The sequence below is a fragment of the Rhodovulum euryhalinum genome (assembly GCF_004342445.1).
Taxonomy (GTDB): Bacteria; Pseudomonadota; Alphaproteobacteria; order Rhodobacterales; family Rhodobacteraceae; genus Rhodovulum; species Rhodovulum euryhalinum.
Genome location: NZ_SLWW01000008.1, coordinates 91,689 through 117,595 on the forward strand (window position 1 = coordinate 91,689; position 25,907 = coordinate 117,595).

Annotated in this window: 26 protein-coding genes; 16 read left to right on the plus strand and 10 right to left on the minus strand. The window is 67.9% G+C overall.

Annotation, left to right across the window (positions count from 1 at the left end):
- Nucleotides 1-37 precede the first annotated feature (37 nt).
- Nucleotides 38-481: a BLUF domain-containing protein gene (locus EV655_RS11020; protein WP_165905330.1), complete on the plus strand. Its 444-nt coding sequence runs from the start codon at nucleotides 38-40 to the stop codon at nucleotides 479-481.
- A 13-nt stretch (nucleotides 482-494) separates the two neighbouring features.
- Here the strand turns inward: EV655_RS11020 and EV655_RS11025 are convergent, their stop codons facing one another.
- Nucleotides 495-1,904: a helix-turn-helix domain-containing protein gene (locus EV655_RS11025; protein ID WP_132544777.1), complete on the minus strand. Its 1,410-nt coding sequence runs from the start codon at nucleotides 1,902-1,904 to the stop codon at nucleotides 495-497.
- Nucleotides 1,905-2,081: 177 nt separating this feature from the next.
- Here EV655_RS11025 and EV655_RS11030 point away from each other — a divergent pair, with 177 nt between their 5' ends.
- From EV655_RS11030 to EV655_RS11050, 5 genes are all read left to right on the plus strand, one after another.
- Nucleotides 2,082-3,062, plus strand: a complete 981-nt coding sequence (locus EV655_RS11030) for a Bug family tripartite tricarboxylate transporter substrate binding protein (protein WP_132544779.1) — start codon at nucleotides 2,082-2,084, stop codon at nucleotides 3,060-3,062.
- Nucleotides 3,063-3,141: 79 nt separating this feature from the next.
- Nucleotides 3,142-3,633, plus strand: coding sequence for a tripartite tricarboxylate transporter TctB family protein (locus EV655_RS11035; RefSeq protein WP_132544781.1), 492 nt, complete (start codon nucleotides 3,142-3,144; stop codon nucleotides 3,631-3,633).
- Between the two features lie 13 nt (nucleotides 3,634-3,646).
- Complete coding sequence (locus tag EV655_RS11040; protein ID WP_132544783.1) at nucleotides 3,647-5,164, plus strand: tripartite tricarboxylate transporter permease; 1,518 nt, start codon at nucleotides 3,647-3,649, stop codon at nucleotides 5,162-5,164.
- A gap of 46 nt (nucleotides 5,165-5,210) precedes the next feature.
- Nucleotides 5,211-6,743: an acyl--CoA ligase gene (locus EV655_RS11045; RefSeq protein ID WP_132544785.1), complete on the plus strand. Its 1,533-nt coding sequence runs from the start codon at nucleotides 5,211-5,213 to the stop codon at nucleotides 6,741-6,743.
- A 106-nt stretch (nucleotides 6,744-6,849) separates the two neighbouring features.
- Nucleotides 6,850-7,830, plus strand: coding sequence for a 2-dehydropantoate 2-reductase (locus tag EV655_RS11050; protein WP_132544787.1), 981 nt, complete (start codon nucleotides 6,850-6,852; stop codon nucleotides 7,828-7,830).
- Between the two features lie 85 nt (nucleotides 7,831-7,915).
- Here the strand turns inward: EV655_RS11050 and EV655_RS11055 are convergent, their stop codons facing one another.
- The 6 genes from EV655_RS11055 to rpiA all read right to left on the minus strand — a co-directional run bounded on the left by EV655_RS11055 (nucleotide 7,916) and on the right by rpiA (nucleotide 14,011).
- Nucleotides 7,916-9,328 carry a DegQ family serine endoprotease gene (locus EV655_RS11055; RefSeq protein ID WP_243645065.1) on the minus strand — a complete coding sequence of 471 codons (1,413 nt, stop codon included), beginning with the start codon at nucleotides 9,326-9,328 and terminating at the stop codon, nucleotides 7,916-7,918.
- Between the two features lie 214 nt (nucleotides 9,329-9,542).
- A complete protein-coding gene (locus EV655_RS11060) occupies nucleotides 9,543-9,737 on the minus strand; it encodes a DUF2065 domain-containing protein (protein WP_132544791.1) in 195 nt (64 codons plus the stop codon).
- Complete coding sequence (hflC, locus tag EV655_RS11065) at nucleotides 9,734-10,639, minus strand: protease modulator HflC (RefSeq protein WP_132544793.1); 906 nt, start codon at nucleotides 10,637-10,639, stop codon at nucleotides 9,734-9,736. The genes EV655_RS11060 and hflC overlap by 4 nt, the downstream gene beginning before the upstream one ends.
- 2 nt (nucleotides 10,640-10,641) lie before the next feature.
- Entirely contained in the window at nucleotides 10,642-11,769 is a 1,128-nt protein-coding gene (hflK, locus tag EV655_RS11070; protein ID WP_132544795.1) for an FtsH protease activity modulator HflK, read from the minus strand.
- Between the two features lie 87 nt (nucleotides 11,770-11,856).
- The gene (gene gor, locus EV655_RS11075) at nucleotides 11,857-13,218 is read right to left on the minus strand and encodes a glutathione-disulfide reductase (protein WP_132544797.1); all 1,362 of its coding nucleotides are present in this window, start codon (nucleotides 13,216-13,218) and stop codon (nucleotides 11,857-11,859) included.
- A gap of 10 nt (nucleotides 13,219-13,228) precedes the next feature.
- The gene (gene rpiA, locus EV655_RS11080) at nucleotides 13,229-14,011 is read right to left on the minus strand and encodes a ribose-5-phosphate isomerase RpiA (RefSeq protein WP_132544799.1); all 783 of its coding nucleotides are present in this window, start codon (nucleotides 14,009-14,011) and stop codon (nucleotides 13,229-13,231) included.
- Nucleotides 14,012-14,175: 164 nt separating this feature from the next.
- Between rpiA and EV655_RS11085 the strand changes: the two genes are divergently transcribed.
- Entirely contained in the window at nucleotides 14,176-15,552 is a 1,377-nt protein-coding gene (locus EV655_RS11085; RefSeq protein ID WP_132544801.1) for an L-serine ammonia-lyase, read from the plus strand.
- A 68-nt stretch (nucleotides 15,553-15,620) separates the two neighbouring features.
- Entirely contained in the window at nucleotides 15,621-16,535 is a 915-nt protein-coding gene (locus EV655_RS11090) for a DMT family transporter (RefSeq protein WP_132544803.1), read from the plus strand.
- On the opposite strand, the gene EV655_RS11095 is transcribed toward EV655_RS11090, so the two are convergent.
- The gene (locus EV655_RS11095; protein ID WP_132544805.1) at nucleotides 16,507-17,184 is read right to left on the minus strand and encodes a thiamine diphosphokinase; all 678 of its coding nucleotides are present in this window, start codon (nucleotides 17,182-17,184) and stop codon (nucleotides 16,507-16,509) included. The two genes, EV655_RS11090 and EV655_RS11095, sit on opposite strands and share 29 nt — an antisense overlap.
- 140 nt (nucleotides 17,185-17,324) lie before the next feature.
- Here EV655_RS11095 and EV655_RS11100 point away from each other — a divergent pair, with 140 nt between their 5' ends.
- Nucleotides 17,325-19,283: a hypothetical protein gene (locus EV655_RS11100; RefSeq protein ID WP_165905323.1), complete on the plus strand. Its 1,959-nt coding sequence runs from the start codon at nucleotides 17,325-17,327 to the stop codon at nucleotides 19,281-19,283.
- Nucleotides 19,284-19,310: 27 nt separating this feature from the next.
- Here the strand turns inward: EV655_RS11100 and EV655_RS11105 are convergent, their stop codons facing one another.
- Nucleotides 19,311-19,565 (minus strand): DUF2842 domain-containing protein, encoded by a 255-nt coding sequence (locus EV655_RS11105; RefSeq protein WP_132544809.1) that lies wholly within the window; start codon nucleotides 19,563-19,565, stop codon nucleotides 19,311-19,313.
- Nucleotides 19,565-20,857 carry an adenylosuccinate synthase gene (locus EV655_RS11110; protein ID WP_132544811.1) on the minus strand — a complete coding sequence of 431 codons (1,293 nt, stop codon included), beginning with the start codon at nucleotides 20,855-20,857 and terminating at the stop codon, nucleotides 19,565-19,567. The genes EV655_RS11105 and EV655_RS11110 overlap by 1 nt, the downstream gene beginning before the upstream one ends.
- Nucleotides 20,858-21,001: 144 nt before the next feature.
- Here EV655_RS11110 and EV655_RS11115 point away from each other — a divergent pair, with 144 nt between their 5' ends.
- The 7 genes from EV655_RS11115 to EV655_RS11145 all read left to right on the plus strand — a co-directional run bounded on the left by EV655_RS11115 (nucleotide 21,002) and on the right by EV655_RS11145 (nucleotide 25,877).
- Nucleotides 21,002-21,400 (plus strand): DUF6524 family protein, encoded by a 399-nt coding sequence (locus tag EV655_RS11115; RefSeq protein WP_132544813.1) that lies wholly within the window; start codon nucleotides 21,002-21,004, stop codon nucleotides 21,398-21,400.
- 147 nt (nucleotides 21,401-21,547) lie between these two features.
- A complete protein-coding gene (locus EV655_RS11120) occupies nucleotides 21,548-21,937 on the plus strand; it encodes a DUF6524 family protein (protein ID WP_132544815.1) in 390 nt (129 codons plus the stop codon).
- Between the two features lie 64 nt (nucleotides 21,938-22,001).
- Complete coding sequence (secG, locus tag EV655_RS11125) at nucleotides 22,002-22,385, plus strand: preprotein translocase subunit SecG (RefSeq protein ID WP_132544817.1); 384 nt, start codon at nucleotides 22,002-22,004, stop codon at nucleotides 22,383-22,385.
- A 253-nt stretch (nucleotides 22,386-22,638) separates the two neighbouring features.
- A complete protein-coding gene (locus EV655_RS11130) occupies nucleotides 22,639-24,282 on the plus strand; it encodes a CTP synthase (RefSeq protein ID WP_132544819.1) in 1,644 nt (547 codons plus the stop codon).
- Between the two features lie 23 nt (nucleotides 24,283-24,305).
- Complete coding sequence (rlmJ, locus tag EV655_RS11135; RefSeq protein WP_132544821.1) at nucleotides 24,306-25,088, plus strand: 23S rRNA (adenine(2030)-N(6))-methyltransferase RlmJ; 783 nt, start codon at nucleotides 24,306-24,308, stop codon at nucleotides 25,086-25,088.
- A 5-nt stretch (nucleotides 25,089-25,093) separates the two neighbouring features.
- Complete coding sequence (locus tag EV655_RS11140; protein WP_132544823.1) at nucleotides 25,094-25,387, plus strand: DUF1330 domain-containing protein; 294 nt, start codon at nucleotides 25,094-25,096, stop codon at nucleotides 25,385-25,387.
- A gap of 43 nt (nucleotides 25,388-25,430) precedes the next feature.
- A complete protein-coding gene (locus tag EV655_RS11145; RefSeq protein ID WP_132544825.1) occupies nucleotides 25,431-25,877 on the plus strand; it encodes a tellurite resistance TerB family protein in 447 nt (148 codons plus the stop codon).
- Nucleotides 25,878-25,907 lie beyond the last annotated feature (30 nt).

The window sequence follows — 25,907 nt, forward strand, 5'->3', positions numbered from 1 at the left end:
CAGGGAGGCCCCGCCACCTGGAACCGGAGCGCTGCACGTGAGCACCCATTACATCGTCTATGTCAGCCAGGCGGACTCGGCGCTGACGCCGAAGGATCTCGAGAACATTCTCGAGAGTGCGCACAGCTACAATCCACGGCACGGGATCACCGGAGTCCTGCTGTTCGCCGAGGGCGAGGGGCGCTATCGCGGCAGCTTCATGCAACTGCTCGAGGGCGACGAGGCCGCAATCGAGGCACTGCGCAAGCGCATCTTCTCGGACCCGCGGCACCACACCAAGATCGTGCTGGAACGCGGCGTTAAGGACAAGCGCGACTTCCCCGACTGGTCGATGGCCTTCCGCACGGTCGAGAAATCCGACCTGCGCCACCACCCCCGCTTTGCCGAGCTGTGCGCGCCACATTTCCAGGACCGCTGCGGCCCCGGCGGGATGCAGGGCGCGCTGTCGTTCCTGTGCGATTTCTGGCACGAGGCGGCCTGACCCCGCCCGACCCTCAGCTTTCGTAGCGGGTCTTGCCGCGCCGCTTGGCGTCGATCGGAAGGATGATGTGCATCGGCTGATGCGCACGCTGCGAACAGGCCTGGCGCGGGCAGATGTGGCAGGCGATCCCGATCCTCGCCACCGTGCCCGCCTCGCGGTCCAGGTTGATCGAGCGGGCATAGCCGATGCGGTGGGCGTCGGAGCGTTCGCAGCCGAGCGCCACGACAAGGCGGTTGTCCTGCAGATGCCGGCCCAGCACCGGTCGCGGCGAGGTGCGGCCGAAGGTGAAGAACTGCGCCCCGTCGGGCATCTCGACCAGTTGGGGCAGCACCATGTCGGGCATGGCAAAGGCGTTGTGGATGTTCCAGACCGGGCAGGACCCGCCCTTTTCCGCCAGCGCAAAGGGGGTGGCATTGACCCGCTTGGTCACGTTGCCGGCCTTGTCGATCCTGAGCAGGAAGAACCCGATTCCCCGCGCCCCGTCGCGTTGCAGCGTCGTCAACCGGTGGCCCACCTGTTCGAAGGTCGTGCCGAAGGCGGCGGCCAGCCGGTCGATGTCATAGGCGGTCTTCTCGGCCAGTTCGAGGAATGGCATGTAGGGCATCAGCAGGGCAGCGGCGAAGTAGTTGGCCAGTTCGACCCGGCAGCGGGCGCGCGCCTGCTCGGTCGCGATCCCGCTTTCGGCGATCAGATCGTCCAGCAGGCCGGGCAGTTCGACCAGGGCCAGAACATGGGCGACCTGGAACACCCGGTTGGGATGATCCAGCGCCTCGGACAGCAGCACCCTGCCTGCGCTGTCGTCGAACACGCGCAGCGTGTCGGGCATCTCGTCGATGCCGGTCTGGCGCACGTCGATCTGGAACTTCACCCTGAGATAGCGCTTGAGCAGCGCATACATGTCGTCCGGCGCGCCGACGATCTGGCGGCGGATCTCTTCGGCCGCCGCCTCGAGCGCGGCGAAATAGTTCGAGTTGTCGCGGAAGAAGTCGTGGATCAGCGTCTCGGGCGAGGAACTGAGCAGATCGCCCGCCGCCGCGGCGTCGCCCAGCCGCGAGAGACGTTCGACCGCGCTGCGGTGGCTGCGATAAAGCTGAAGAAACAGGTCGACCAGCCGCGGCGCATGATCCACCGCGCCACGAAGTTCCGGCAGGTCGGGCCGGTCGCGGACAAAGGCGGGATCGGCCACGGCCGAGCGCAGTTCCGCCAGCCGCGCGGCATCGCGATCACTCAGCAACTCGCGCATGTCGATACCATAGGCCTCGGTCAGGGCCATCAGGACCGGCACCGACAGGGCGCGCTGGTTGTTCTCCAGAAGGTTCACATAGGCCGGGCTGATCTTCAGCCGACGGGCCATCTCGGCCTGGGTGTGGCCATGGTCGCGGCGCAGCTGCCGCAGTTGTGATCCGATCAGGGCCTTCCGCATGTTTACAACATTACAAAATGATAGGCTTGTTGTCTTCACTCTTATCACAACAACCCTTTTAGGTGTGGAATTTTCTGCCTGCGCCGTAATTCTCGGGACATGAAATGGCGCAGCCGGGTTGGCCTGCGAACGGATCGTACCGCGTTGACGTTGCCGTTTCGAACAGGGAGGAAGAACATGATCAACACATTCACACGCCGTGGTGCCATGGCGCTGATGGCTTCGGCCGCACTCGTGCTGGGGGCGCCCGCCTCCGCCGAATCGTGGAAGCCCAACAAGCCCGTAGAGATGGTCATCATGGCCGGGGCCGGCGGCGGCGCCGACCTTCTGGCGCGGCTGTTCCAGTCGATCATCCAGAAGAACGACTTCTCGCCGATGCCGGTGCTGCCGGTGAACAAGGGCGGCGGGTCGGGTGCAGAGGCGCTGCGCTATCTCAAGGACAAGGAAGGCGACGCCCACATCATCATGGCGACGCTGAACAGCTATTACACCACGCCGCTCCGGACCAATATCGGCGTCGATATCGAGGAATTCACGCCGCTGGCGCGGATGGCGAACGACAACTTCATCCTCTGGGTCAGCGCCGAGAGCGACATCCAGAACCTGGACGATTTCGTGGCCGCGGTGAAGGAAGCCGGCGACAGCTTCAAGATGGGCGGCACGGGGACCGGGCAGGAGGACAGCCTTGTGACCGCGATGCTCGAGAACGAGTTCGGCATCAAGTTCACCTATGTGCCCTTCGAGGGCGGCGGCACGGTGGCCAAGAACCTGGTCGGCAACCACATCGACTCGACGGTGAACAACCCGGCCGAGCAGATGGGCTTCTACAAGGCCGGAAAGTCCCGTCCGATCGCCACCTTCTCGGAAGAGCGGCTGGAGGCCTTCCCGGACGTGCCCACCATGCGCGAGCTTGGCCATGACGTGGTCTACACGATGCAGCGCAGCTTTGTCGGGCCCAAGGACATGCCCGCCGAGGCCGCGGCCTTCTACACCGAGATGTTCGAGAAACTGAGCCAGACCGAGGAATGGCAGACCTACGCCGCCGACGAGGCGCTGGACGCGACGTTCCTCAGCGGCGACGCCTTGCAGGAGTTCCTGCTGAACGGCCGCGAGGTGCACCGGGAAATCCTGGCCGGCATGGGCGAACTCGGCTCCTGAGCCGCCCTGCCCCGTCACAGCCGGGCGGACCTTGTGTCCGCCCGGTCCTTCGTGTCCAGCGACCATCAACGGAGCCGCCATGCTCGCCGCCGATCGCATCATCGCGCTCGCCCTCATGGGCCTTTCGATCTACTTCATGTGGCACGCCACGGTCCTGCCGATCGGCTGGGAAGAGGGCGCGGGACCGGGGGGCGGGGCATTTCCGTTCTGGCTGTCGGCGGCAATGCTGGCCGCCTCGGCGATCATCCTGATCCGCAGCTTCATCTCGCACCCGCACGAGGGCGAGAGGTTCTTCCCCGATGCCGACGCGATCCCGCAGGTGGCGGGCGTTGCGGGGCTGCTGATCGCGACCATCGCGGCGATCCCCTTCGTCGGCGCCTACGTCGCGCTGATGGCCTTCATGGCGATTTACCTGCGCGTCTTCGGCCGGCACGGATGGACGCTGATCGCGATCCTGACGCTGGCCACGCCGGTCTTCCTGTTCTTCTTCTTTGAGGTGACGCTGAAGATCCTTCTGCCCAAGGGCCTGACCGAACCGCTGTTCATCCCGCTCTACGCGGCATTCTTCTGAGGAGGGCCGGACCATGGAAATCCTGTCGCTTCTCGCCGACGGCTTCGCCACCTCGCTGACGCCGATCAACATCATGGTCGTGGTGATCGGGGTCACGGCGGGCCTGTTCATCGGGGCCATGCCGGGGCTCGGATCGGTCAACGGCGTGGCGATCGTGCTGCCGCTGACCTTCATCGTGCCGCCGTCTTCGGCGATCATCCTGCTGGCGGCGATCTATTACGGCGCGATGTATGGCGGTGCAATCAGTTCGATCCTGCTGGGCATCCCCGGCGCCTCGACCGCGGTCGCGACCACGTTCGACGGCCGGCCGATGGCGCAGCAGGGCAAGGCGGGGCTGGCGCTGATCGCGGCGGCCGTGGCGTCCTTCGTGGGCGGCACGATCTCGGTCATCCTGTTCACGCTGTTCGCGGTGCCGCTGGCCGACCTGGCGCTGGCCTTCGGCCCGGCCGAGGAATTCGCCCTGGTGCTGATGGCGTTCACCACCTTCGTGGGGCTGGGCGGCGACGACGTGATGAAGACCATAGTGATGATCTGCCTCGGCCTCGTGCTGTCCACCGTCGGGCTGGACCTGATCTCGGGCCAGCCGCGGCTGATCTTCGGCGACCTGCCGGGTTTCTACTCGGGGATCAGCTTCCTGGTGCTGGCGATCGGTGTCTACGGTGTCGGTGAGGTGCTCTACACCATCGAGACCTCGCGCACAGCGCCCTCGGTCACCGCGGCCAAGCTGACCATGCGCGCGCTCGGCGAGGGCATCCGCGAGATGAACAAGCTGTGGAAGACGATGAGCTTCGGCTCGTTCCTCGGCTTTTTCGTCGGCATGCTGCCGGCCGCCGGCGCAACCCCCGCCGCGCTGATGAGCTATGGCCTGGCCAAGACCTTCTCGAAGAAGCCCGAGACCTTCGGGCGCGGCAATATCGAGGGCGTGGCCGCGCCCGAGACGGCGAACAACGCGGCCTCGACCGGCTCGCTTCTGCCGATGCTGACGCTGGGCATCCCCGGCTCGCCCACCACCGCGCTGCTGCTGGGCGGCATGGTGATGTGGGGGCTGGTGCCGGGGCCCATGCTGTTCATCGAAGAGCCCGATTTCGTCTGGGGCCTGATCAGTTCGCTCTATACCGCCAACGTGGCGGCGGTGGTCATCAACATCGCGCTGATCCCGCTGTTCGTCTGGGCGCTGCGGATGCCGTTCTCCGTGCTCTGCACGGTGGTGCTGGTATTGTGCATCGTCGGCGGGTATGCGCCCAGCCAGAAGCTGCACGATGTCTGGCTGATCGCGGGCTTCGGCATCGCGGGCTATGTCCTGCGCAAGGCGGACTATCCGCTGGCGCCGCTGGTGCTGGCCATTGTGCTGGGCCCGCTGATGGAGAAAAGCTTTCGCCAGGCACTGATCAGTTCACAGGGAGACATGATGACCTTCGTCGAACGGCCGCTGTCGGCGACTTTCGTGGGGCTGTCGGTTCTGTTCTTCGTGTTGCCGGTGATCAAGCTGGTCCGGCAGCGCAAATCCAAATCCCCGGCGCCGGCCGAGTGATCGGCCGGGCGACCGGATCGGGCAAGACCAAGGAGAGGGTATTCAGGTGACGACCATCAAGGCACTCCTGCACGGACATGATGCGAACAGCCCCGCGATCGGCGCGCCGGGCCGCGGCTGGCTGAGCTATGGCGATCTGCGCGCGCTGGCGGACAAGGTCGCGGGACAGTTGCACAAGGCAGGCGTGGGGCGCGGAGACCGGGTGGCGATCGTGCTGCCGAACGGGCCGGAAATGGCGACCGCCTTCGTGACCGTCGCCCAGGCGGCGACCACGGCGCCGCTGAATCCCGCGTATCGCGAGGACGAATACGCCTTCTACCTCGACGACCTGAAGGCCAAGGCGATCGTTCTGGCCGAGGGCTATGACGGCCCGGCGCTGGCGGCCGCACACCGTGCGGGCCTGACCGTGCTGCGCCTGGCGTCCGACCCCGCCCAGCCCGCGGGCAGCTTCGATCTGCGGCCCGAGGGCGGCGGCGGCACCTGCGACACCTCCGAGCCGCAGGCGGACGATGTGGCGCTGATCCTGCACACCTCGGGCACCACCTCGCGGCCCAAGATCGTGCCCCTGCTGCAAACGAACGTCGCGGCCTCGGCGGGCAACATCGCCCGCTCGCTGGACCTGACGCCCGCGGACCGCTGCCTGAACGTGATGCCGCTGTTCCATATCCACGGGCTGGTCGCGGCGGTCACCGCCTCGCTGTCGGCGGGCGCCTCGATCTGGTGCGCGCCGGGCTTCGACGCGCTGAAGTTCTTTGGCTGGCTGGCCGATGCGAAACCCACCTGGTACACGGCCGTGCCGACCATGCACCAGGCGATCCTGAGCCGCGCGGGCCGCAACAAGGACATCATCGAGGCCGCGCGCCTGCGGTTCCTGAGGTCCTCGTCGGCCTCGCTGCCCGCGCAGGTGATGAAGGAACTGGAAGAGACCTTCGACGCGCCCGTGGTCGAGGCCTATGGCATGACCGAAGCCAGCCACCAGATGTGCTGCAACCCGCTGCCGCGGGGCGCGCAGAAGCCGGGCTCGGTCGGTGTCGAGGCGGGCCCGCTGGTGCGCACCGCCCATGAGGTCGAGGACCGGCTGGTCGAGGGTACCGGCGAGGTGGTGATCTCGGGCCCCAACGTGACGCCGGGCTACGAGGGCAACCCCGACGCGAACGCCAAGAGCTTCTTCGAGGCGGATGGCCGGCGCTGGTTCCGCACCGGCGACCAGGGCGCGTTCGACGAGGACGGCTATCTGCACCTGACCGGGCGGTTGAAGGAGATCATCAACCGCGGCGGCGAGAAGGTGAGCCCGCTGGAAGTCGACGGCGTGCTGATGGAACACCCGGCGATCGCGCAATGCGTGACCTTCGCCCTGCCCCACCCCAAGCTGGGCGAAGAGGTCGCCGCGGCGGTGGTGCTGCGGGAGGGCATGGAGGCGACCGAACGCGAGATCCGCGACTTCGCGGCCGCGCGGGTGGCCGACTTCAAGGTGCCGCGCAAGGTGGTGATCCTTGACGAGATCCCGAAGGGCGCGACCGGCAAGCTGCAGCGGATCGGCCTGGCCGAGAAGCTGGGGCTGGTCGAAGGCGCGGCCTGAAAGGGGGGCCCGGCCTGCGGCCGGGCTGCCTCCGGCGGGGATATTTGAAGCCAGAAGAAGCTGGAAGCGGCGGGCGCGAGTCCGCGGCGAAGCGAGGGATTAGGCCATGAAGATTTGTGTGTTCGGCGCCGGCGCCATCGGCGGCTACATGGGCGCCAAGCTGGCGCAGGCCGGCGCCAAGGTCAGCCTGGTGGCGCGCGGGCCGCACCTGGCGGCGATGCAGGAAAAGGGGCTGCGCCTGATCGAGGAGGAGAGCGGCACCGACGTGACCGTGCCGGTCACCGCGTCCGACAACGCGGCCGACCTGGGCCCGCAGGATTACGTGATCGTCACCCTCAAGGCCCATTCGGTGCCGCCGGTGGTCGACAAGATGAAGCCCCTGATCGGCGAGGGCACGACCATCGTGTCGGGCGTGAACGGCGTGCCGTGGTGGTATTTCCACAAGATCGGCGGCCCGCTGGAGGGCACGCGGCTGGCCTCGGTCGATCCGGGCGACGCGCAATGGAACGGGTTCGGCCCCGACCGGGTGCTGGGCTGCGTGGTCTATCCGGCGGCCGAGGTGATCGAGCCGGGCGTGGTCAAGCATATCGAGGGCAACCGGTTTTCGCTGGGCGAGCCGGACGGGTCGAAATCCGAACGCGCAGTGCGGCTGTCCGAGGCGCTGGCGGCGGCGGGGCTGAAGGCGCCGGTGCGGCCCAAGCTGCGCGACGAGATCTGGGTCAAGCTGTGGGGCAACCTGTCGTTCAACCCGATCTCGGCGCTGACGCATGCGACGCTGGACGTGCTGTGCACCGATCCGGGGACGCGCGGCGTGGCGCGGGCGATGATGCTGGAGGCGCAACAGATCGCCGAGGCGCTGGGGGTGAAGTTCCCCATCGACGTGGACCGCCGGATCGACGGCGGCGCGGCCGTGGGCGCGCACCGAACCTCGATGCTGCAGGACCTGGACATGGGCCGACCGATGGAGATCGACGCGCTGGTCCGGTCGGTGCAGGAGCTGGGCCGGGTCACCGGCACGCCGACGCCCACGATCGACACGGTGCTGGCACTGGTGACGCTGAGGGCGCGGGTGGCCGGGCTTTACTGAGCGGCGCGGCCAGTGGCATGGGGTGATACGAAAAAGGGGCGCCCGATGGCGGGCGCCCCGTCGTCTGTTCCGGCAGCGCGCGGGATCAGCCCTTTTCGACCACCGACAATGCGACGAAGCGCGGCTCGCCCTGGCGGCGGACCAGCAGCAGCAGCGACTTGCGCCCGGCGTCGCGCGCCTCTTCGATCCGGTCCGTCAGATCCTTGACGCTGGCCACCTTGCGCTGGCCCGCCTCGGTGATCAGATCCCCCGCGCGCAGGCCCTTTTCGTAGGCCTCGCCCATCTCGTCGATATCCTTGACCACCAGCCCCTCGGCCGTGGCGCCAAGGTCGAGTTGCTGGCGCAGTTCGTCGGTAACCGGCGACAGCGTCATGCCGAGCATCTCCCGCTCCTGCGGCGGGGCGGAGTCGGGCGAGGCGACGGCGGGCACAGCACCTTCGGCGGTCTCGCGGCGGCCGAGCGTGATCGCCAGCGTCTCGATCTCGCCGTTGCGGAAGACCGTGACTTCGACGCTTTTTCCGACCGCGGTATTGCCCACCCGGCGGACCAGCCCGCGGGTATCGGCCACATCGGCGCCGTCGAAGGACAGGATCACGTCACCCGATTCCATGCCGGCCTCGGCGGCCGGCCCCTCGGGCACGTCGGTCACCAGCGCGCCGCGTGCCTTTTCGAGGCCCAGGGCCTCGGCCATGTCGGGGGTCACGTCCTGGATGCGCACGCCAAGCCAGCCACGCCGCGTCTCGCCGAATTCCTTGAGCTGGTCGACGACATTCGTCACCACCGCCGACGACATCGCAAAGCCGATGCCGATCGAACCGCCGGTGGGCGACAGGATCGCGGTGTTCACGCCGACGACCTCGCCCTCCATGTTGAACAAGGGCCCGCCCGAGTTGCCGCGGTTGATGGCCGCGTCGGTCTGGATGTAGTCGTCATAGGTTCCCGACAGCGCCCGGCCGCGGGCCGAGACGATTCCCGCCGAGACAGAAAATCCCTGGCCCAGCGGGTTGCCCATCGCCATCACCCAGTCGCCCACGCGCATCGCATCGGAATCGCCGAAGGGGACGAAGGGCAGCGGGTCGTCGCTCTCGATCTTCAGCAGCGCAATGTCGGTCTTCGCGTCGGTGCCGACAACCGTCGCCTCGAGAATCTGGCCCGAGAAGAACTCGATCTCGATCTCGTCGGCCTTCTCGATCACGTGGTTGTTGGTGACGATGTAGCCGTCGGGCGAGATCACGAAGCCCGAGCCCAGCGCCTGGCTGCGGCGCGGCGGGCGCTGGCCGTCCGGCCCCTCGGGGTTCATGAAGTCGCGGAAGAAATCCTCGAAGGGCGACCCTTCGGGCACCATGGGCGTCACGCCGGTATGGCCTGCGATGGTCGTCGAGGTGGTGATGTTCACCACCGCCGGGCTGACCTGATCGGCGAGGTCGGCAAAGCTTTCGGGGGCGGCCCGGGCCAGCGCCAGGCTTGCCTGGCCCAACACGAGGGCTACGGCAAGCATCAGCGCCCAGACCGGGCGAAGCCGCGCCTGCGCGCCGGGGACTGCGATGGAAATGACCTGCGATGTCACGCGTGGTTCCTCCTGGTTTCGGTCCTGGCAGGCCCGGCGTCCCCATGGGCGCGGACCTCTCTGCCCTGCGATATGAAACGCGGCGGGCATCGTGCAACTCAATGCCCGTCGCGGCGCGTCAACTGGGCGTGATGAGCGCAGTGTTTCACCCCGCAAGCCGTTGGGCAAGCCAAACGAGGGCCGTGCCCAACGCTACCGCGGCGAGGCCGATCATGCGCCGCGTTTCGGGCGGGATCTGGCGGATCAGGTCCACCACGTCGTCAAGACGCGAAGGGGCCAGTGCGAACACCAGCCCCTCCACCACCAGAACCAGCCCTATGGCCAGAACGACGAAGCTCATTGCGCCGCCGCGTCCCCGATGCCGGCGCGCGACCGGTCTGCGCCCTTGAGATAGTCAAAGAACTCGCTGTCCGGTGTCATCACCATCGACGAGTTCCCGCCGGTCAGCGCGGTCTCGTAGGCGCTGAGCGAGCGGTAGAAGGCAAAGAACTCGGGGTCGGCGCCGAAGGCTTCTGCGTAGACCCGGTTCCGTTCGGCATCCGCCTCGCCTCGTGTGATCTGCGCCACGCGCTCGGCGTCGGACACCAGTTCCACCACGGTCCGGTCGGCCAGCGCCCGCACCCGCTGCGCGGCCTCGTTCCCGCGGGCGATCTCGTCGGCGGCCTCGCGTTCACGCTCGGCCCGCATCCGGGCGAAGGTCGCTTCCAGGTTCTGCTCGGGCAGGTTGGTCTGCTTGAGCCGCACGTCGACCACGTCGAGCCCGAGGCTGCGCGCCAGCGCGCGCGACTGGTCGCGGATCCGGGTCATCAGCTCGCGCCGGTCCTCGGACAGGATCGTGTCGGACGTCACCTGATCGGCACCCAGCACCTCGCGGATCTGGGCGTTGAGGATCGACGAAAGCCGATCCTCGGCCGCCCGCAACCCGCCGACACCGACCGCCTGGCGGAACTGCACAACGTCGGAGATGCGGAACCGCGCGAAGGCGTCGACCACCAGGCGCCGGTCGTCCGAGGGCGTGACCTCGATCACGTCGGTATCCAGCGACAGGATGCGGTCGTCGTATTTCACGACTTCCTGGATCAGCGGGATCTTGAAGGCGAGCCCGGGCTGCTCCTTCACGGCCTTGATCTGGCCGAATTGCAGCACCAGCGCCTTCTCGCGCTCGTCCACGACGAAGACCGAGGACAGCCCGAGGATCAGCGCCACGAACAGGATCGGCAGAAGAAACAAGGATTTGCGCATGATCAGTTCTCCCCGCCAGTGGTGTTGCGGCGCAACTCGTTCAGCGGCAGGTAGGGCACGACGCCCTGGCCGCCCTCGCCGCCGATGATCGCGTTGTCGAGAATGGTCTTGTCCACCTCGCCCATCACCTTTTCCATGGTTTCCAGGTAAAGCCGCTTGCGCGTCACCTCGGGCGCCTTCTCGTATTCGGCCAGAACCGCGCTGAACCGGCTGGCCTCACCCAGCGCCTCGTTCACCACGCGGGCGCGATAGCCTTCGGCAAGCTCGACGATCTGTGCCGCGTTACCACGCGCCTCGGCAACCACCTGGTTGGCATAGGCGTCGGCCTGGCGTTGCAGCCGGTCACGTTCCTGTTCCGCGGCCTGCACCTCGCGGAAGCTGTCGATCACCTCGGCGGGCGGGTCCGCCTTGTCGAGGTTGACGCGGACGACGGTGATACCGCTTTCGTATTCGTCCAGCGTCGCCTGGATGCTTTCGCGCGCGGTGTCTGCAATGAGGCCCCGGTCACGGTTCAGGATCGGCGCCAGGGTAGAGGCGGCGATGATCTCGCGCATCACCGATTCCGACACGGCCTGCACGGTCAGTTGCGGGTCGCGGATATTGAACAGCACCTTGGCCGGGTCGTTGATGTTCCAGACCACCTGGAAGTCGATATCGACGATATTCGCATCGGTGGTCAGCATCAGCCCTTCCTCGGCCCCGCCGCGGCGCTGGCCGATGGTCTCGGTCCGTTCGCTGGTGACATTGATCACCTCGCGCGTGATGACCGGCCAGGGCGCAAAGTTGAGGCCTGGGCTGCCCGTGGCGTGATACTTGCCGAGGAAGAGTTCGACGGACTGCTCTTCGGGCCGGACCGTGTAGAACGAGGCGAAGACCCAGACCGCCGCCGCCGCCAGAAGGCCCAGCACGATGCCACCCCGGGTCAGCTTCGGCCCGCCGCCGCGGCCGCCACGGCCACCCATCAGGACGCGCAGCTGTTCCTGTCCGCGGCGCATCAGCTCGTCGATTTCCGGGATCTGGGGCGGCTCGCCGCCCGGGCCACGGCCACCGCCGCCCCCGCCAGAACCGCGGTTGCCGCCGCCCTGCCCAGAGCCTCCGCTTCCCCAGGGGCCGCCACTATTTCCAGCCATGCAGGTCTTACCTCTTCTGTTGCTCTTGTCGCTCGGTTCGCGAACCCGTGTGACCTAACTGGTCGTCCGGGGATCGAATTCAACCCGTCATCCGAAGGTCCTGACTGGCGCCTTGAGCGTCACCAGTTCCTCGGCCATCGTGGGATGCACCGCGACCGTCCGGTCGAAATCCTCCTTGGTCGCGCCCATCCGGATCGCGATGGCGGCCAACTGGATCATCTCGCCCGCGTGGTCGGCCACGATATGGCAGCCCAGAACCTTGCGTGTGCTGGCGCAGACGATCAGCTTCATCAGCACCCGGTCCTCGCGCCCGGCAAAGCCCGACTGCATCGGCCGGAACGCGGTCGCGTAGATCTCGACGGGGCCGTGCGCGCGGGCCTCTTCCTCGGTCTGGCCGATGGTGCCGAACTCGGGCTGGGTGAACACCGCGCCGGGCACCAGCGTGTGATCGGCCCGCGTCGGATTGCCCTTGAACACGGTCTCGACGAAGGCCGCGCCCTCGCGGATCGCCACGGGGGTCAGGTTGATCCGGTCGGTCACGTCGCCCACGGCATAGATCGAAGGCACGGCGGTCTGGGAATAGCCGTCCACCTCGACCGCGCCATTCTGCTTCAGGCCCACGCCAAGCTCGGCAAGGCCCAGCCCTTGGGTATTGGGCACCCGGCCCGTCGCGTACAGCACCGCGTCGAACACCGCGTCATGGCCGTCGGTGGATTTCACCCACAACCCGTCCTCGACCCGGTCGATCCGCTGCACGTTGCAGCCCAGCCGCAGGTCGATGCCCTGCTGCTGCATCGCCCCCGCGATATGCCCCCGCGCCTCCTCATCAAAGCCGCGCAGGATCTGGGCGCCACGGTAATATTGCGTGACCTCAACACCCAGCCCGTTGAGGATGCAGGCAAACTCGCACGCGATATAGCCGCCGCCGACGATCAAGATCCTGCCGGGCAGCGTCTCGAACCGGAACACCTCGTTCGAGGTGATCGTGTGCTCGACCCCCGGGAACTCGGGCACGAAGGGCCGCCCGCCGGTCGCGACCAGGATATGGCGCGCGGTCTTTTCGATGCCGTCGGCCAGCCGCACGGTATGCGGATCGGCCAGCACCGCGCGGGTGTCGAAGATCTCCACCCCCGCCTTTTCCAGGTTGCCCCTGTAAATGCCCTCGAGCCGGTTCAGTTCCGCATCCAGCTTGCCCCGGAACGCCGTCCAGTCGAAGCCGCCCGCGCTCACGTCCCAGCCATAGGCGCGCGCATCCTGCATGGCGCCCGCATAGCCCGAGGCGAAGACCATCAGCTTTTTCGGCACGCAGCCGCGGATCACGCAGGTGCCGCCCATGCGGTATTCCTCGGCAAGCCCCACCCGGGCGCCCGCCTCGGCCGCCGCCAGCCTGGCCGCGCGCACGCCGCCCGAGCCGCCGCCGATGACGAAGAGATCGTAGTCGAACGCCATGGCCATCGGCTCAGATGTTGCTGAACAGGTTGTCGCCGTCGGCGAACGCCACGCGATCCTCGGCGACGGTCCCGGCGGTGATGTCGCGGATTTCCACCCGGCCGTCGCCATGGCCGATCACCACCACGTCGCAGATGTCGATGAACAGGCCGTTCTCGACCACGCCGGGGATCTGGTTGATCAGAAGCGACAGCTGCCGCGGGTTGCCGATGCGTTTGAGATGCAGGTCGAGGATGCGGTTGCCCTCGTCGGTGACGAAGGGCGCCGTGCCATCCATGCGCAAGGTCACCTCGCGGCCCAGCACGTCAAGCCCCTCCAGCGCCTCTTCGACCAGCTTGCGCGTGGCGGTCCAGCCGAAAGAGATCACCTCGACCGGCAGCGGGAAGGCGCCCAGATGTGCCACCTCCTTGGCCGGGTCGGCGATCACGATCATCCGGTCGGACGCGGTCGCAACGATCTTTTCCTGCAGATGCGCACCGCCCCCGCCCTTGATCAGATTCAGCTCCGCGTCGAACTCGTCGGCGCCGTCGATGGTCAGGTCCAGCCAGCCCGCCTCGTCCAGCGAGATCACCTCGATCCCCATCTCGCGCGCCAGATCCGCGGTTCGGGTCGAGGTCGGCACGCCCTTGATCCGCAGCCCCTCGTCGCGCACCCGCTCGCCCAGGCAGCGCACCATCCAGGCGGCCGTCGATCCGGTGCCAAGCCCGACCTTCATGCCGCTTTCGACAAAGGCGCTGGCGCGCTTGGCGGCGGCGAACTTGGCCTTGTCTATGGGGGAAAGCTCTCCGGGCATGGGCAGGTCTCCTCTCTCGGGTCCTTGCCCTTATAGGCAAGAAGGATCAGGGCCGCGAGGGGCAATTGCGCGGACCGCGGCCAACGCGGCGCGGTCCGCGACGCGTCGCTTTCGGGATGGAAAGCGCGCGCGGGCGTGCCACCTTTGGACAAAGGGAGGCAATCATGTACCTGTCCGTCTTCGACATCTTCAAGATCGGGATCGGCCCGTCGTCCTCGCACACGATGGGACCGATGGTGGCGGCCGCACGGTTTCTGGACCTGTTGCGCGCCTCGCCCTTCCACGCCCACGGGCTGCGCGCGTCGCTGCATGGCTCGCTGGCCTTCACGGGCGTGGGCCATGCCACCGACCGGGCGGTGATCCTCGGCCTCGACGGGGTGATACCGCAAACCTACGACGCCGAGGCGGCCGAGACCGCCCTGGCCCGCATCCGGCGCGAGGGACGCGTCGCGCCCGAAGGGCTGGGCCCGCTGGTCTTCGATCCGGCGCGCGACCTGGTGTTCGACTATGACCGGGCATTGCCCGGCCACGCGAACGGCATGATCCTCAGCGCCACGGACGCGCAGGGCGACGTGATCCTGGCCGAGACCTACTATTCCATCGGCGGCGGCTTCGTGCGCAGCGCGGCGGAACTGGACTCGGGCGACGCCGACGATGAGGCAGGCGCCCCCGTCCCCTACCCGTTCCACAACGCCGCCGAGATGCTTGACATGGCCGCGCGCTCGGGCCGGTCAATCGCCCAGATGAAGCGGGCCAACGAACTGACGCTGCGCAGCCCCAGGGTGCTTGATGACGGGCTCGCGGCGATCTGGGCGGCGATGACCGGGTGCATCGACCGGGGGCTTGCCACCGGCGGCACCCTGCCCGGCGGGCTGAACATCCGCCGCCGCGCCCACGCGATCCACCAGACGCTGCTGGCCGAGCGCGGGCTGAACCTGACGCCGCCCCACACGATCAACGACTGGATGAGCGTCTACGCCATGGCCGTGAACGAGGAGAACGCCGCCGGGGGCCAGGTGGTCACGGCCCCCACCAATGGCGCGGCGGGCGTGGTGCCCGCCACGATCCGCTACTGGCTGGACCATGTGCCCGGCGCGCAGCCCTCGAAGGTGGGGGACTTTCTGCTGACCGCAGCGGCGATCGGCGGGATCATCAAGCGCAACGCCTCGATCTCGGGCGCCGAATGTGGCTGCCAGGCCGAGGTCGGCTCGGCCGCGGCGATGGCGGCGGCGGGGCTGGCGGCGGTGATGGGCGGCAGCCCGGCCCATGTCGAGAACGCCGCCGAGATCGCGCTGGAGCATCACCTCGGCATGACCTGCGACCCGGTCAAGGGGCTGGTACAGGTGCCCTGCATCGAGCGGAACGGGCTTGGCGCGATCAAGGCGGTCTCGGCGGCCTCGCTGGCGCTGCGGGGGACGGGCGAGCATTTCATGCCGCTCGACAACTGCATCGAGGCGATGCGCCAGACCGGCCGGGACATGAGCGACAAGTACAAGGAAACCGCCCTCGGCGGGCTTGCCGTGAACGTGCCGAACTGCTGAGACAGCCGCGGCCGGGACAGTACGAATGACGCTGGACGCGGCGGCGCAGACCGGTGCAACACTCTGCCATGATCCACGCCCCCGACCGCATCGTCCCCGGCATCCTGCTGATGATCGGCTTTACCGTCACCGCGCCGGTGATGGACAGTTTCGCCAAGCTCGCCGCGGCAGATATCCCCGTGGGCCAGATCGTCGCCGCGCGCTTTGCCGTCCAGATCGTGCTGCTTTTCCCCGTCGCCGCGGCGCTGGGGACACTGGCCCGGCCCGGCGCGCGCGAGGCCGCGCAGCACCTTGCGCGCGCGGGCCTGATCGTTGCGGCCACCACCGCCTTTTTCGCCGCGCTTCGGTCGATGCCGCTGGCCGATGCAATCGCGATCTTCTTTGTCGAGCCGTTCATCCTGACGCTGCTGGGCGCGCTGGTGCTGGGCGAATCCGTGGGCTGGCGCCGGGTGGTTGCCTGTCTCGTCGGCTTTGGCGGTGCGCTGATGGTGATCCGGCCCAGCTTTGCCGCCTTCGGGGCCGTGGCGTTGTTGCCGCTGCTGACCGCGTTCTGCTTTGCCTGCTACGTGGTGCTGACCCGCCATGTCGCGCGGCAAAGCCATCCGGTGGCGTTGCAGGCCTGGACCGCGCTGGCCGCCTGCGTGATCGTGCTGCCCGCGCTGGTGCTGTTCGATGGCTCGGGCGTCGCGCCGCTGGACCCGGTGATGCCGCAAGGCGTGTTCTGGCTGTGGCTGCTGGGCGTGGGGCTTGCCGCAACGATCTCGCACCTGTTCATCAGCGCGGCGCTGCGGCTTGCCCCGACCGCGGTGATCGCGCCGCTGCAATATCTGGAAATCGTCGCCGCCGCGGCACTCGGCTACCTGATCTTCGACGACCTGCCCGACGCGCAGTCCTTCGCGGGCATCGCGATCATCATGGGCGCGGGGCTCTATGTCTTCCTGCGCGAGCGTCACCTCAGCCGCCCGCCGCCGCCCCCGCCATGACCGCCTCGGCGGTGGCCTCGAGTTCGGCCTCGGGCAGGATGGCGATCATCGCGCCCGACCCGATCCGGATCCGCACCGGCCCCGTCACCTCGTTCGAGGTGCCGATCCGCCCGTCCGGCGCGAAGTCGATCCCGCCGATCGGCCAGCGCAAGCCCTCGCTTTCGCCCTGCACCGGGCCAAGCGGGAACAACGACAGGCGCGAGCCCGGCGGCGGGGCGAGACACAGCTCGGGCGGGCAGAGGAAACAGATATCCGCCTCGCCCACCAGGATGCAGCGCCGGTCGGGGTGGCGGGCCAGCACGTTCATCGCCGCAAGCGCATGGTCGATCCGCGCGCCCATGAAGCCGACCCCCAGGATCAGCGGGGCCGCAACCGCCCGCAGGCATTTCTCGAAATCGGTGCTGTCCTGCTCGGTGACATGGTGCAGCCGGTCGGGAGGCAGCGTCGCGCGGGCCCGGTCCGAGATCGAGTCGAAATCCCCGATCACCAGCCGGGGCATCAGCCCGGCCGCCAGCGCCAGATCGGCGCCGCCATCGGCCGCGACCACCTCGGCGGCCAGGCGGCACACACGCGCAAGGTGATTCGGGTTAATGAAACCTCCGCCGATGATTGCGATTGCGGCGGGACTGTGGAGCAATTGTGGCGACATCGTGGCAGCAATGGGTCAGGATTGGGTCCGGCGCAACCAAAACACTGAAAAATCCACTAAAAAACCGCTTTCTGTTCATCTTTGAGAACCACACTATGGTAAACATAAGGGAATTGGTGCGCGGAGAAAGCGAGCGGCTTATGGTTGGTGCGAGTAAGATCCTTACCGTGTCCTACGGCACCTTTTCGTGCACCCTCGAAGGGTTCGAGGATTCCTTCGACACGATGAAGGCGATTGCCGAGTATTTCCGTGACCTCGCGGCGGATGATCGCTATTTCGGGGCCGAACCGCCAACCCCCGATGCAGAGATGCTGCAACGCATCGCCGAACGCGAGATCCGCAAGCGGGTCGAGGCGCGGGTGGGAGAGGACGGCATCGTGCTGCGGCCCGCGGCACTGCCGGGGGACGATGGCCCGCCGGTCTTCGCCGACGAGGCGCCCGAGGCACGGTCGATCCATGCCGACCCGATGCCCGCATCCAGGACGCGCCCGGAGGACGAACCGGAATCGGTCGCGGCCAAACTTGCCCGGATCCGCGCCGTGGTCGAGAAGGCCCGCAGCGCAGCCCCGGCCATGTATGGCGAGCCGGGCTCGGGCAATGACCTCGATGCGATCCGCCCCGCCCCCCGGACGGAGGGTCCCCCCGACCCAAAGTTGCCTGATCCGGCTGCAGAAGCGCCGGAACGACGCCATGCCCGTCCGGCCGCAGAACCGCGCGCCGAGACTGGAGACGCAGCCGCCGAAGCCGAGGCCGGCAGCCCCAAGGGTGCGGGGCCTTCCTTCCTGGCGGAGAGGGGCGTTGCGGCGACCGGGATCGGCATCCCGGCAGAAACGGTCGTTGCAGACGTGCAGGCCCCGGGAGCGATCCCGTACGGGACCGGGTCCAGTGATGCCGCGGGCGCGGCCGCCCGCGTCCTGACGGTACTGGGAACCGCTGGTCGGCCCGCCTCCGGCCTCGGCCCCGAGGCAACCGCCGCGCCGCGCGCCCGCGCCCGGGTACTGAAGCTCAAGCGAGAGGATCTCGCGGTGCACTGGCCCGCCGCAGCCCCCCACCCCGTTGCCCGGCCGCCCGCCGCGGCAGCACAGGATGAAGCCCGCCTTCCAGCGGCGCTGGAAGCCGAGCTTCAGGCGGAACTGGCCGCACTCCGCGCCGAGTTCGACAGTCCCGACGCCGGGTTGGCCAAGGTGGAAACCTCGCCCCCCCGACAAGGCCCCCTGTTGCTGCAAAGCCCGGTTCAAAGCCCGTCTCCGCCCCCCTCGCATCCGGCCGCCAAGGCCGATGCAGCGCCGGAGATGACCGAAAGCGGCGAAGAGGCAGGGGACAACCTGTCTGCGGGCAGCATGGCGGACGCCGGTACGGCCAGTACCAAAGAGGGCCTGCCCGAGGCCGGCCGCGAACAGGTCGAGATTGCGTTGCAGCGGCTGTGGGATGAGACCAACACCAAGCTGGAGGGCGTCGAGCAGAAGCGCCGCCGCGCCTCGATCGCGCATCTGAAGGCCGCCGTCGCGGCGACCTTTGCCGACCGCAAGGCCGGTGCCGGGCCCGAAGGCAGGGCCGACGAGGAACGCGACCGCCGCCCCTACCGCCAGGTGCTCGCCAAGGTCGTGCGCGGCAACCGCGAGGCGACGGCCACCGACCACCCCGACGGGTCAGGCCGGCTTGCGCCGCTTATGCTGGTGTCGGAACAGCGCATCGACCAGCCACAGCCCGACCCGCGTACCGCACACGAGGCGATCCGCCCGCGTCGCGTTTCGGCGGGCGGGGACGACAAGGCCATCCCGGATGCCGCTCTCGCCAGGTCGAGCAGCTTCGAGACATTCGTCGCCGAGCGTGGCACGACCGGGATCACCGGCGTGCTGGAGGCGGCAGCGGCCTTCCTGCACCAGCACGAGGGACAGGACCATTTCTCGCGCCCGCAGGTGCTGCGCGTGGCGATGGACCATCTGGGCCGGGACATCCCGCGTGAGGACGTCCTGCGCGCCTTTGGCAGCCTGCTCCGGATCGGCACGTTCAAGAAGTTGCGGCGGGGCGATTTCGTTCTGGCGTCGCGCGACAAGGGCGGAGACGCCTCCGAGGCTGCGCAGCGCCGCCACGCCTGAACCGCGGGTTGGATGCGACGGGCGTCGTCAGCGCCGGGTCGTTTTGCCGGGGTCCTGCGGGGTCGGCGCGGCGTCGGGATCGGGTTGCCCTATGCCCCGGAAGACGAAACGGAACGGCAGCGCCCAGACAATCCCCAGCACGACATAGACCAGTAGCTCGACCCAGAACGGCGGCCGCCCGATCAGGTTCATCACCGTCACCGCGGTCACGACATAGGCGGGCAGCCCGATCAGGAGGATCACGAGCGACCAGCGGCGGCGTGCTTTCCAGGACAGGGCCATCAGTCTGCGAAGGGGTCCGTTACAAGGATCGTGTCGTCACGTTCGGGCGAGGTTGAGAGTAGCGCGACCGGGCACTGGATCAACTCCTCGACTCGGCGGACATACTTGATCGCGTTGGCGGGCAGATCCGCCCAGCTGCGCGCGCCTTCGGTGGATTCCGACCATCCGGGCAGATCCTCGTAGACGGGCGTGCAGCGCGCCTGCTGGTCGGCGGCGGTCGGCAGATAGTCCAGCCGCACGCCGTCCAGTTCGTAGCCGGTGCAGATCTTCAGCATCTCGAACCCGTCCAGCACGTCGAGCTTGGTCAGCGCGATGCCGTTCACGCCCGAGGTGGCGCAGGTCTGGCGCACGAGGACCGCATCGAACCAGCCGCAGCGGCGCTTGCGCCCCGTGACCGTGCCGAATTCCCGGCCCCGCTCGCCCAGCCGCTGGCCGTCCGCATCCTGCAATTCGGTCGGGAACGGCCCCTCGCCCACCCGCGTGGTGTAGGCCTTGACGATGCCGAGCACGAAATCGACGGCGCCCGGGCCAATGCCGGTGCCGGTGGCGGCCTGCCCGGCGATGGTGTTCGACGAGGTGACGAAGGGATAGGTGCCGAAATCGATGTCCAGCAGCGCGCCCTGCGCCCCCTCGAACAGGATGCGCTTGCCCGCCCGGCGCGCCTCGGTCATCACCTTCCAGACCGGCGCGGCATAGCGCAGCACCTCGGGCGCCACGGCGCGCAGGTCGGCCAGCAGCGCGGCGCGGTCGATCTCGGGCAGGCCAAGCCCGGCACGCAGCGCGTTGTGATGCACCAGCGCCCGGTCGACCCGCAGTTCCAGCGTCGCGTCATCGGCAAGGTCGGCAACCCGGATCGCCCGCCGGCCCACCTTGTCCTCGTAGGCCGGCCCGATCCCGCGGCCCGTGGTGCCGATCCGGGCGACCGTGGTCTGGCCCTCGCGCGCGCGGTCAAGCTCGCCGTGGAACGGCATGATCAGCGGCGTGTTCTCGGCGACCATCAGCGTTTCGGGCGTGATCTCGACACCCTGGCCGCGGATCGCCTCGATCTCCTTCAGCAGGTGCCAGGGATCCAGCACGACGCCATTGCCGATGACCGACAGCTTGCCGCCGCGCACCACGCCCGAGGGCAGCGCGTTCAGCTTGTAGGTGACGCCCTCGATCACCAGCGTGTGGCCCGCATTATGCCCACCCTGGAAGCGCGCCACCACATCGGCGCGCTCGGACAGCCAGTCGACGATCTTGCCCTTCCCCTCGTCGCCCCACTGGGCGCCGACGACGACGACATTGGCCATGGCCCTGCTCCTTGCGATGCCCCGTGCAAACCCGCGCCGGTATATCGGGCTGCGACGACGAGGCAAGCCGATTTTTCGCGGGACGCTTGCGGCCGGGGCGCTAGACTGCGCCCCGAGTCGGACCGGAACGGAGGATGTCCACAGATGCCGGGATTGCTGCTGCGCTGCCTGATCGCCTTCGTACTCCTGTCGCTGACCTACAACCCGACGCGGTGGAACTTCGTCCACTGGGCTCGGGGCGCCTGGGCCGAGGACATGCCGATGGTGGCGCTGGCGGGGCTGTTGCTGCTGACGGGCTACGTGATCTACCTGCGCGCCACGCTGCGCTCGATCGGCGCGTTCGGCATGGCGCTGGTGGCCGCCCTGGTGGCGGCGCTTCTGTGGGTGCTGGTCGACCGCGGCTTTGTCAGCCTCGACAATCCGGGGCTGAACACCTGGATCGGAATCGCCGCCTTGTCCGTGATTCTGGGCGTCGGACTGTCCTGGAGCCTGATCCGCCGCCGGCTGTCCGGACAGGCCGATGTCGACGACGTGGACGAGTGACGCAGGGGCAGTCCAGTTGTCGCACCCCCTTGCCAGAACGCACCTGCGACGATGAGACCGGCCAATTCTGGCCTCAGGCGGTCTATCCAGAGTTAGACTCTGCCGCGAGTCGGCAACTGTCTAGGATATAACCGCGGAGGACGACAAATGTCCGGATTCATTCTTCGGTGGGTGCTAGCCTTCATCCTGTTGGCTGCCACCTACAACCCGACGACCTACAACTACATCACCTGGGCCCAGGCCAATTTCGAAACCGACAACAAGGCGCTCGTCGTCGGCATCGGCGTGATGCTGGGGCTGGCCATCCTGATGTACCTCGTCACCATGCTCAGGACGATGGGCCTGGTGGGGCTGGTGCTGGTGGTGATCATCCTCGGGCTTCTTGCCTACATCCTTCAGATGAAGGGCGTGATCGACACCGGCCTGACCGCCACCAATATCTGGGGCGGCCTCGCCGTGATCTCGCTGCTGCTCGCGATTGCGACCAGCATGGGCGGAAGCAGCAAGAAGAAAGCCACCTCGAAGGCCAGCGCCTGAGGGGTTGCGGGGGCGGCCCGTTGGGCTTAGGTAGACCGCCAGACCAAGCCCGGGGCCGCCTCGCATGGAAAACATTATCCTTATCGTCCACCTGATCCTTGCGCTTTGCCTCATCGGCATCGTGCTGTTGCAGCGCAGCGAAGGGGGTGGGCTCGGTATGGGCGGCGGCGGGGCAATCACCGGCCGCTCCCCCTCGACACCGCTGGGCAAGCTGACCTGGTTCTTCGCCATCTGCTTCATCGGCACCTCGATCGTGCTGACGATCATTGCCGCGCAGAACGCCGCGGGCACCTCGGTCATCGACCGGATCGGCGGCAGCCCGGCCCAGACCGAACAGTCCACCCCCACGGAAACGGCGCCGGGCCTGCCCTCGGGCGAGGACCTGTTGCCGCCCGCGCCCGTGGCCCCCGGCGGCGACGCGCCGCTGATGCCGCCGCGCGCCGACTGATCCGCCCCTGACACCGCCGGTTTCGCCGCGGCATCCCGCGGCGCGGCCGGCCCTGCGCCAGCACCCGAACCTTCGCTGGCAAGGCGCGGATTTTCCACAAGCAGTTGAGGCGAAACCGAAATCCTTAACAGCATCTTGCGGTCCGGTTGCGGACGGCCGCAGAATCCACTATAGCTTGAATCCCGTGATACCGCGGCGTCTCGGCGCCGAATCGGGCAGTCAGGCAAGCAAATCACGGGGGCACGCCAGCCAAATGGCACGGTTCATCTTCATCACGGGCGGCGTGGTCTCGTCGTTGGGCAAGGGTCTGGCCTCGGCGGCGCTGGGGGCATTGTTGCAGGCGCGCGGATTCAGCGTGCGGCTGCGAAAGCTCGACCCCTATCTGAACGTCGACCCGGGCACGATGAGCCCGTTCGAGCATGGCGAGGTCTTCGTCACCGATGACGGGGCCGAGACCGACCTGGACCTCGGCCATTACGAGCGCTTCACCGGGGTGGCCGCGCGCGCAACCGACTCGGTCAGTTCGGGGCGCATCTATTCCAACGTGCTGGAAAAGGAACGCCGCGGCGACTACCTCGGCAAGACCATCCAGGTGATCCCGCACGTGACCAACGAGATCAAGGACTTCATCCGCATCGGCGAGGACGAGGTCGATTTCATGCTGTGCGAGATCGGCGGCACGGTCGGCGATATCGAGGGGCTGCCCTTCTTCGAGGCGATCCGCCAGTTCGGCCAGGACAAGCCGCGCGGGCAGTGCATCTTCATGCACCTCACGCTGTTGCCCTATATCCGTGCATCCGGCGAGTTGAAGACCAAGCCCACCCAGCACTCGGTCAAGGAACTGCGCTCGATCGGCATCGCGCCCGACGTTCTGGTCTGCCGGTCCGAAGGGCCGATCCCGGCCAAGGAGCGCGAAAAGCTGGCGCTGTTCTGCAATGTGCGCCCCGACGCCGTGATCGCCGCGCAGGATCTGAAGTCGATCTACGAGGCGCCGCTTGCCTATCACCGCGAGGGGCTGGACCAGGCGGTGCTTGACGCTTTCCAGATCAGCCCCGCGCCGAAACCCGATCTCTCGAAATGGGAGGACGTGTCCGACCGCATCTTCAACGCCGAGGGCGAGGTGCGGGTGGCCATCGTCGGCAAGTATACCCAGTTGGAAGACGCCTACAAATCCATCGCCGAGGCGCTGACCCATGGCGGCATGGCCAACCGCGTCCGGGTCAAGGCAGAATGGATCGACGCCGAGATCTTCGAGCGCGAAGACCCCTCGCCCTGGCTTGAGGGGTTCCACGCGATCCTGGTGCCCGGCGGGTTCGGCGAACGCGGCACCGAGGGCAAGATCAAGGCCGCCGAGTTCGCCCGCACCCGCAAGATCCCCTATCTGGGTATCTGTCTGGGCATGCAGATGGCAGTCATCGAGGCGGCGCGGAACGTAGCGCAGTTGACCGACGCGGGATCCGAGGAATTCGACCACGAGGCGGGGAAAAAGCGCTTCACACCCGTCGTCTATCACCTCAAGGAATGGGTGCAGGGCAACGCCACCGTCACCCGCAAGGCAGACGACGCCAAGGGCGGCACGATGCGGCTGGGCAGCTATACCGCCCATCTGGCCGAAGGGTCGCGGGTGGCTGGCATCTATGGCACGACCGTAATCGAGGAACGCCACCGCCACCGTTACGAAGTGGACATCAAGTACCGCGACAAGCTGGAGGCATGTGGCCTCGTGTTCTCGGGAATGTCGCCCGACGGCCGCCTGCCCGAGATCGTCGAGTGGAAGGACCATCCCTGGTTCATCGGCGTGCAGTTCCACCCGGAACTGAAATCCAAACCCTTCGCGCCGCATCCGCTGTTCGCCGATTTCGTGCGCGCCGCGGTCGAGGTGTCGCGGCTGGTCTGAGACCGGCCGCGGGGGCGCGCGGGATGCTGTCCTACCAGCACATCTACCACGCGGGAAACCTCGCCGACGTGCACAAGCACGCGCTTCTGTGCGCGATGCTCGACTACCTGACCCGCAAGGACAAGCCGCTCAGCTATATCGAGACCCATGCGGGCCGCGGCCTTTACGACCTGGCCGCGCCCGAGGCGGTCAGGACCGGCGAGGCCGCGCGGGGCATCGTCGCGATGGAACCGCGGCTGCCCGCCGGCCACCCCTATCTCCGGCGCCTTGCCGAGGTCCGCGCGCGGTTCGGCGCGACCGCCTATCCCGGTTCGCCGCTGCTGGCCGCGCTGTCGCTGCGCCCCGGCGACGTGATCCACCTGGCCGAGTTGCACCCGCAGGAATTCCGTACGCTTGCCGACGTGATGGCCCCCTTCGGCGCCCATCTGCGCCAGGAAGACGGGTTCCGGGCGGCAAGCGCGATCGCGCCACCGGTGCCCCGGCGCGGCCTGATGCTGATCGACCCCAGCTTCGAGGTGAAGGCCGATTATGCCGCGATCCCGGGGCACATGGCCGCGATCCATCGCAAGTGGAATGTCGGCACGCTGGCGCTGTGGTATCCGATCCTGCCCGCCGCGCCCCATGCCCCTATGGTCGCCGCGCTGTGCGAAAGCTTCCCCGGCGCGCTGGCCCATGAGGTCCGCTTTGCCCCCGCGCGGCCGGGCCATGGGCTGATCGGCTCGGGCATGTTCATCGTCAACCCACCCTGGGGCACGGCAGACGAGACCGCCCGCCTCACCACGCTTTTCGAAACGCTGAAAGGATGAAAGCCATGCCCAAGGGATACTGGGTCGCCCATGTCGATGTCCGCGACCCGCAGGCCTACGAACGCTACAAGGCCGCCAACGCCGCGCCCTTCGCCGAATACGGAGCACGGTTCCTGGTGCGGGGCGGCGCGCAGCAGGTGCGCGAAGGCGCCGCGAAGACGCGGACCGTGGTGATCGAGTTTCCCAGCCTCGAGGCGGCCATCGCCTGCTATGAAAGCCCTGCCTACCAGGCCGCCAAGGCGCTGCGCGACCCGGTGTCCGAGGGCGATCTGGTGATCGTGGCCGGTTACGACGGCTGAAATCCGGCTTTTCCGGACGGCATCGGAGGGCTATATCGGCCCCATGTTCGCCGAATTCCTCAGCCGCCTGATCAGGCCCGAGCCCGAAACCCTGCCCGATGCCGACGCCCGCCTCGCGCTGGGCGCCCTGTTGGTGCGCATCGCGCGGTCCGACGGGGAATATGCCCACGAAGAGGCCGACCGGATCGACCGGATCCTCTCGCTCCGCTACGGGCTGGCCCCGGCCGACGCGCAGCGGCTGCGCCAGCAGGCCGAAACGCTGGAATCCCAGGCACCCGACACGGTGCGGTTCACCCGCGCGATCAAGGACGCGGTGGCCTACGAGGATCGCGCAGGCGTCGTCGAGGCGCTGTGGGAGGTTGTTCTGGCCGACGGCGTGCGCGACGCGGAGGAGGACGGGCTGCTGCGCCTTGTGGCCAACCTTCTGGGCGTCAACGACCGCGACAGCGCGCTGGCGCGCCACCGCGCCGAGTCCAGGCACGGCGGCTGAGTCCACGGACAGACATCCTGCACGTATTCT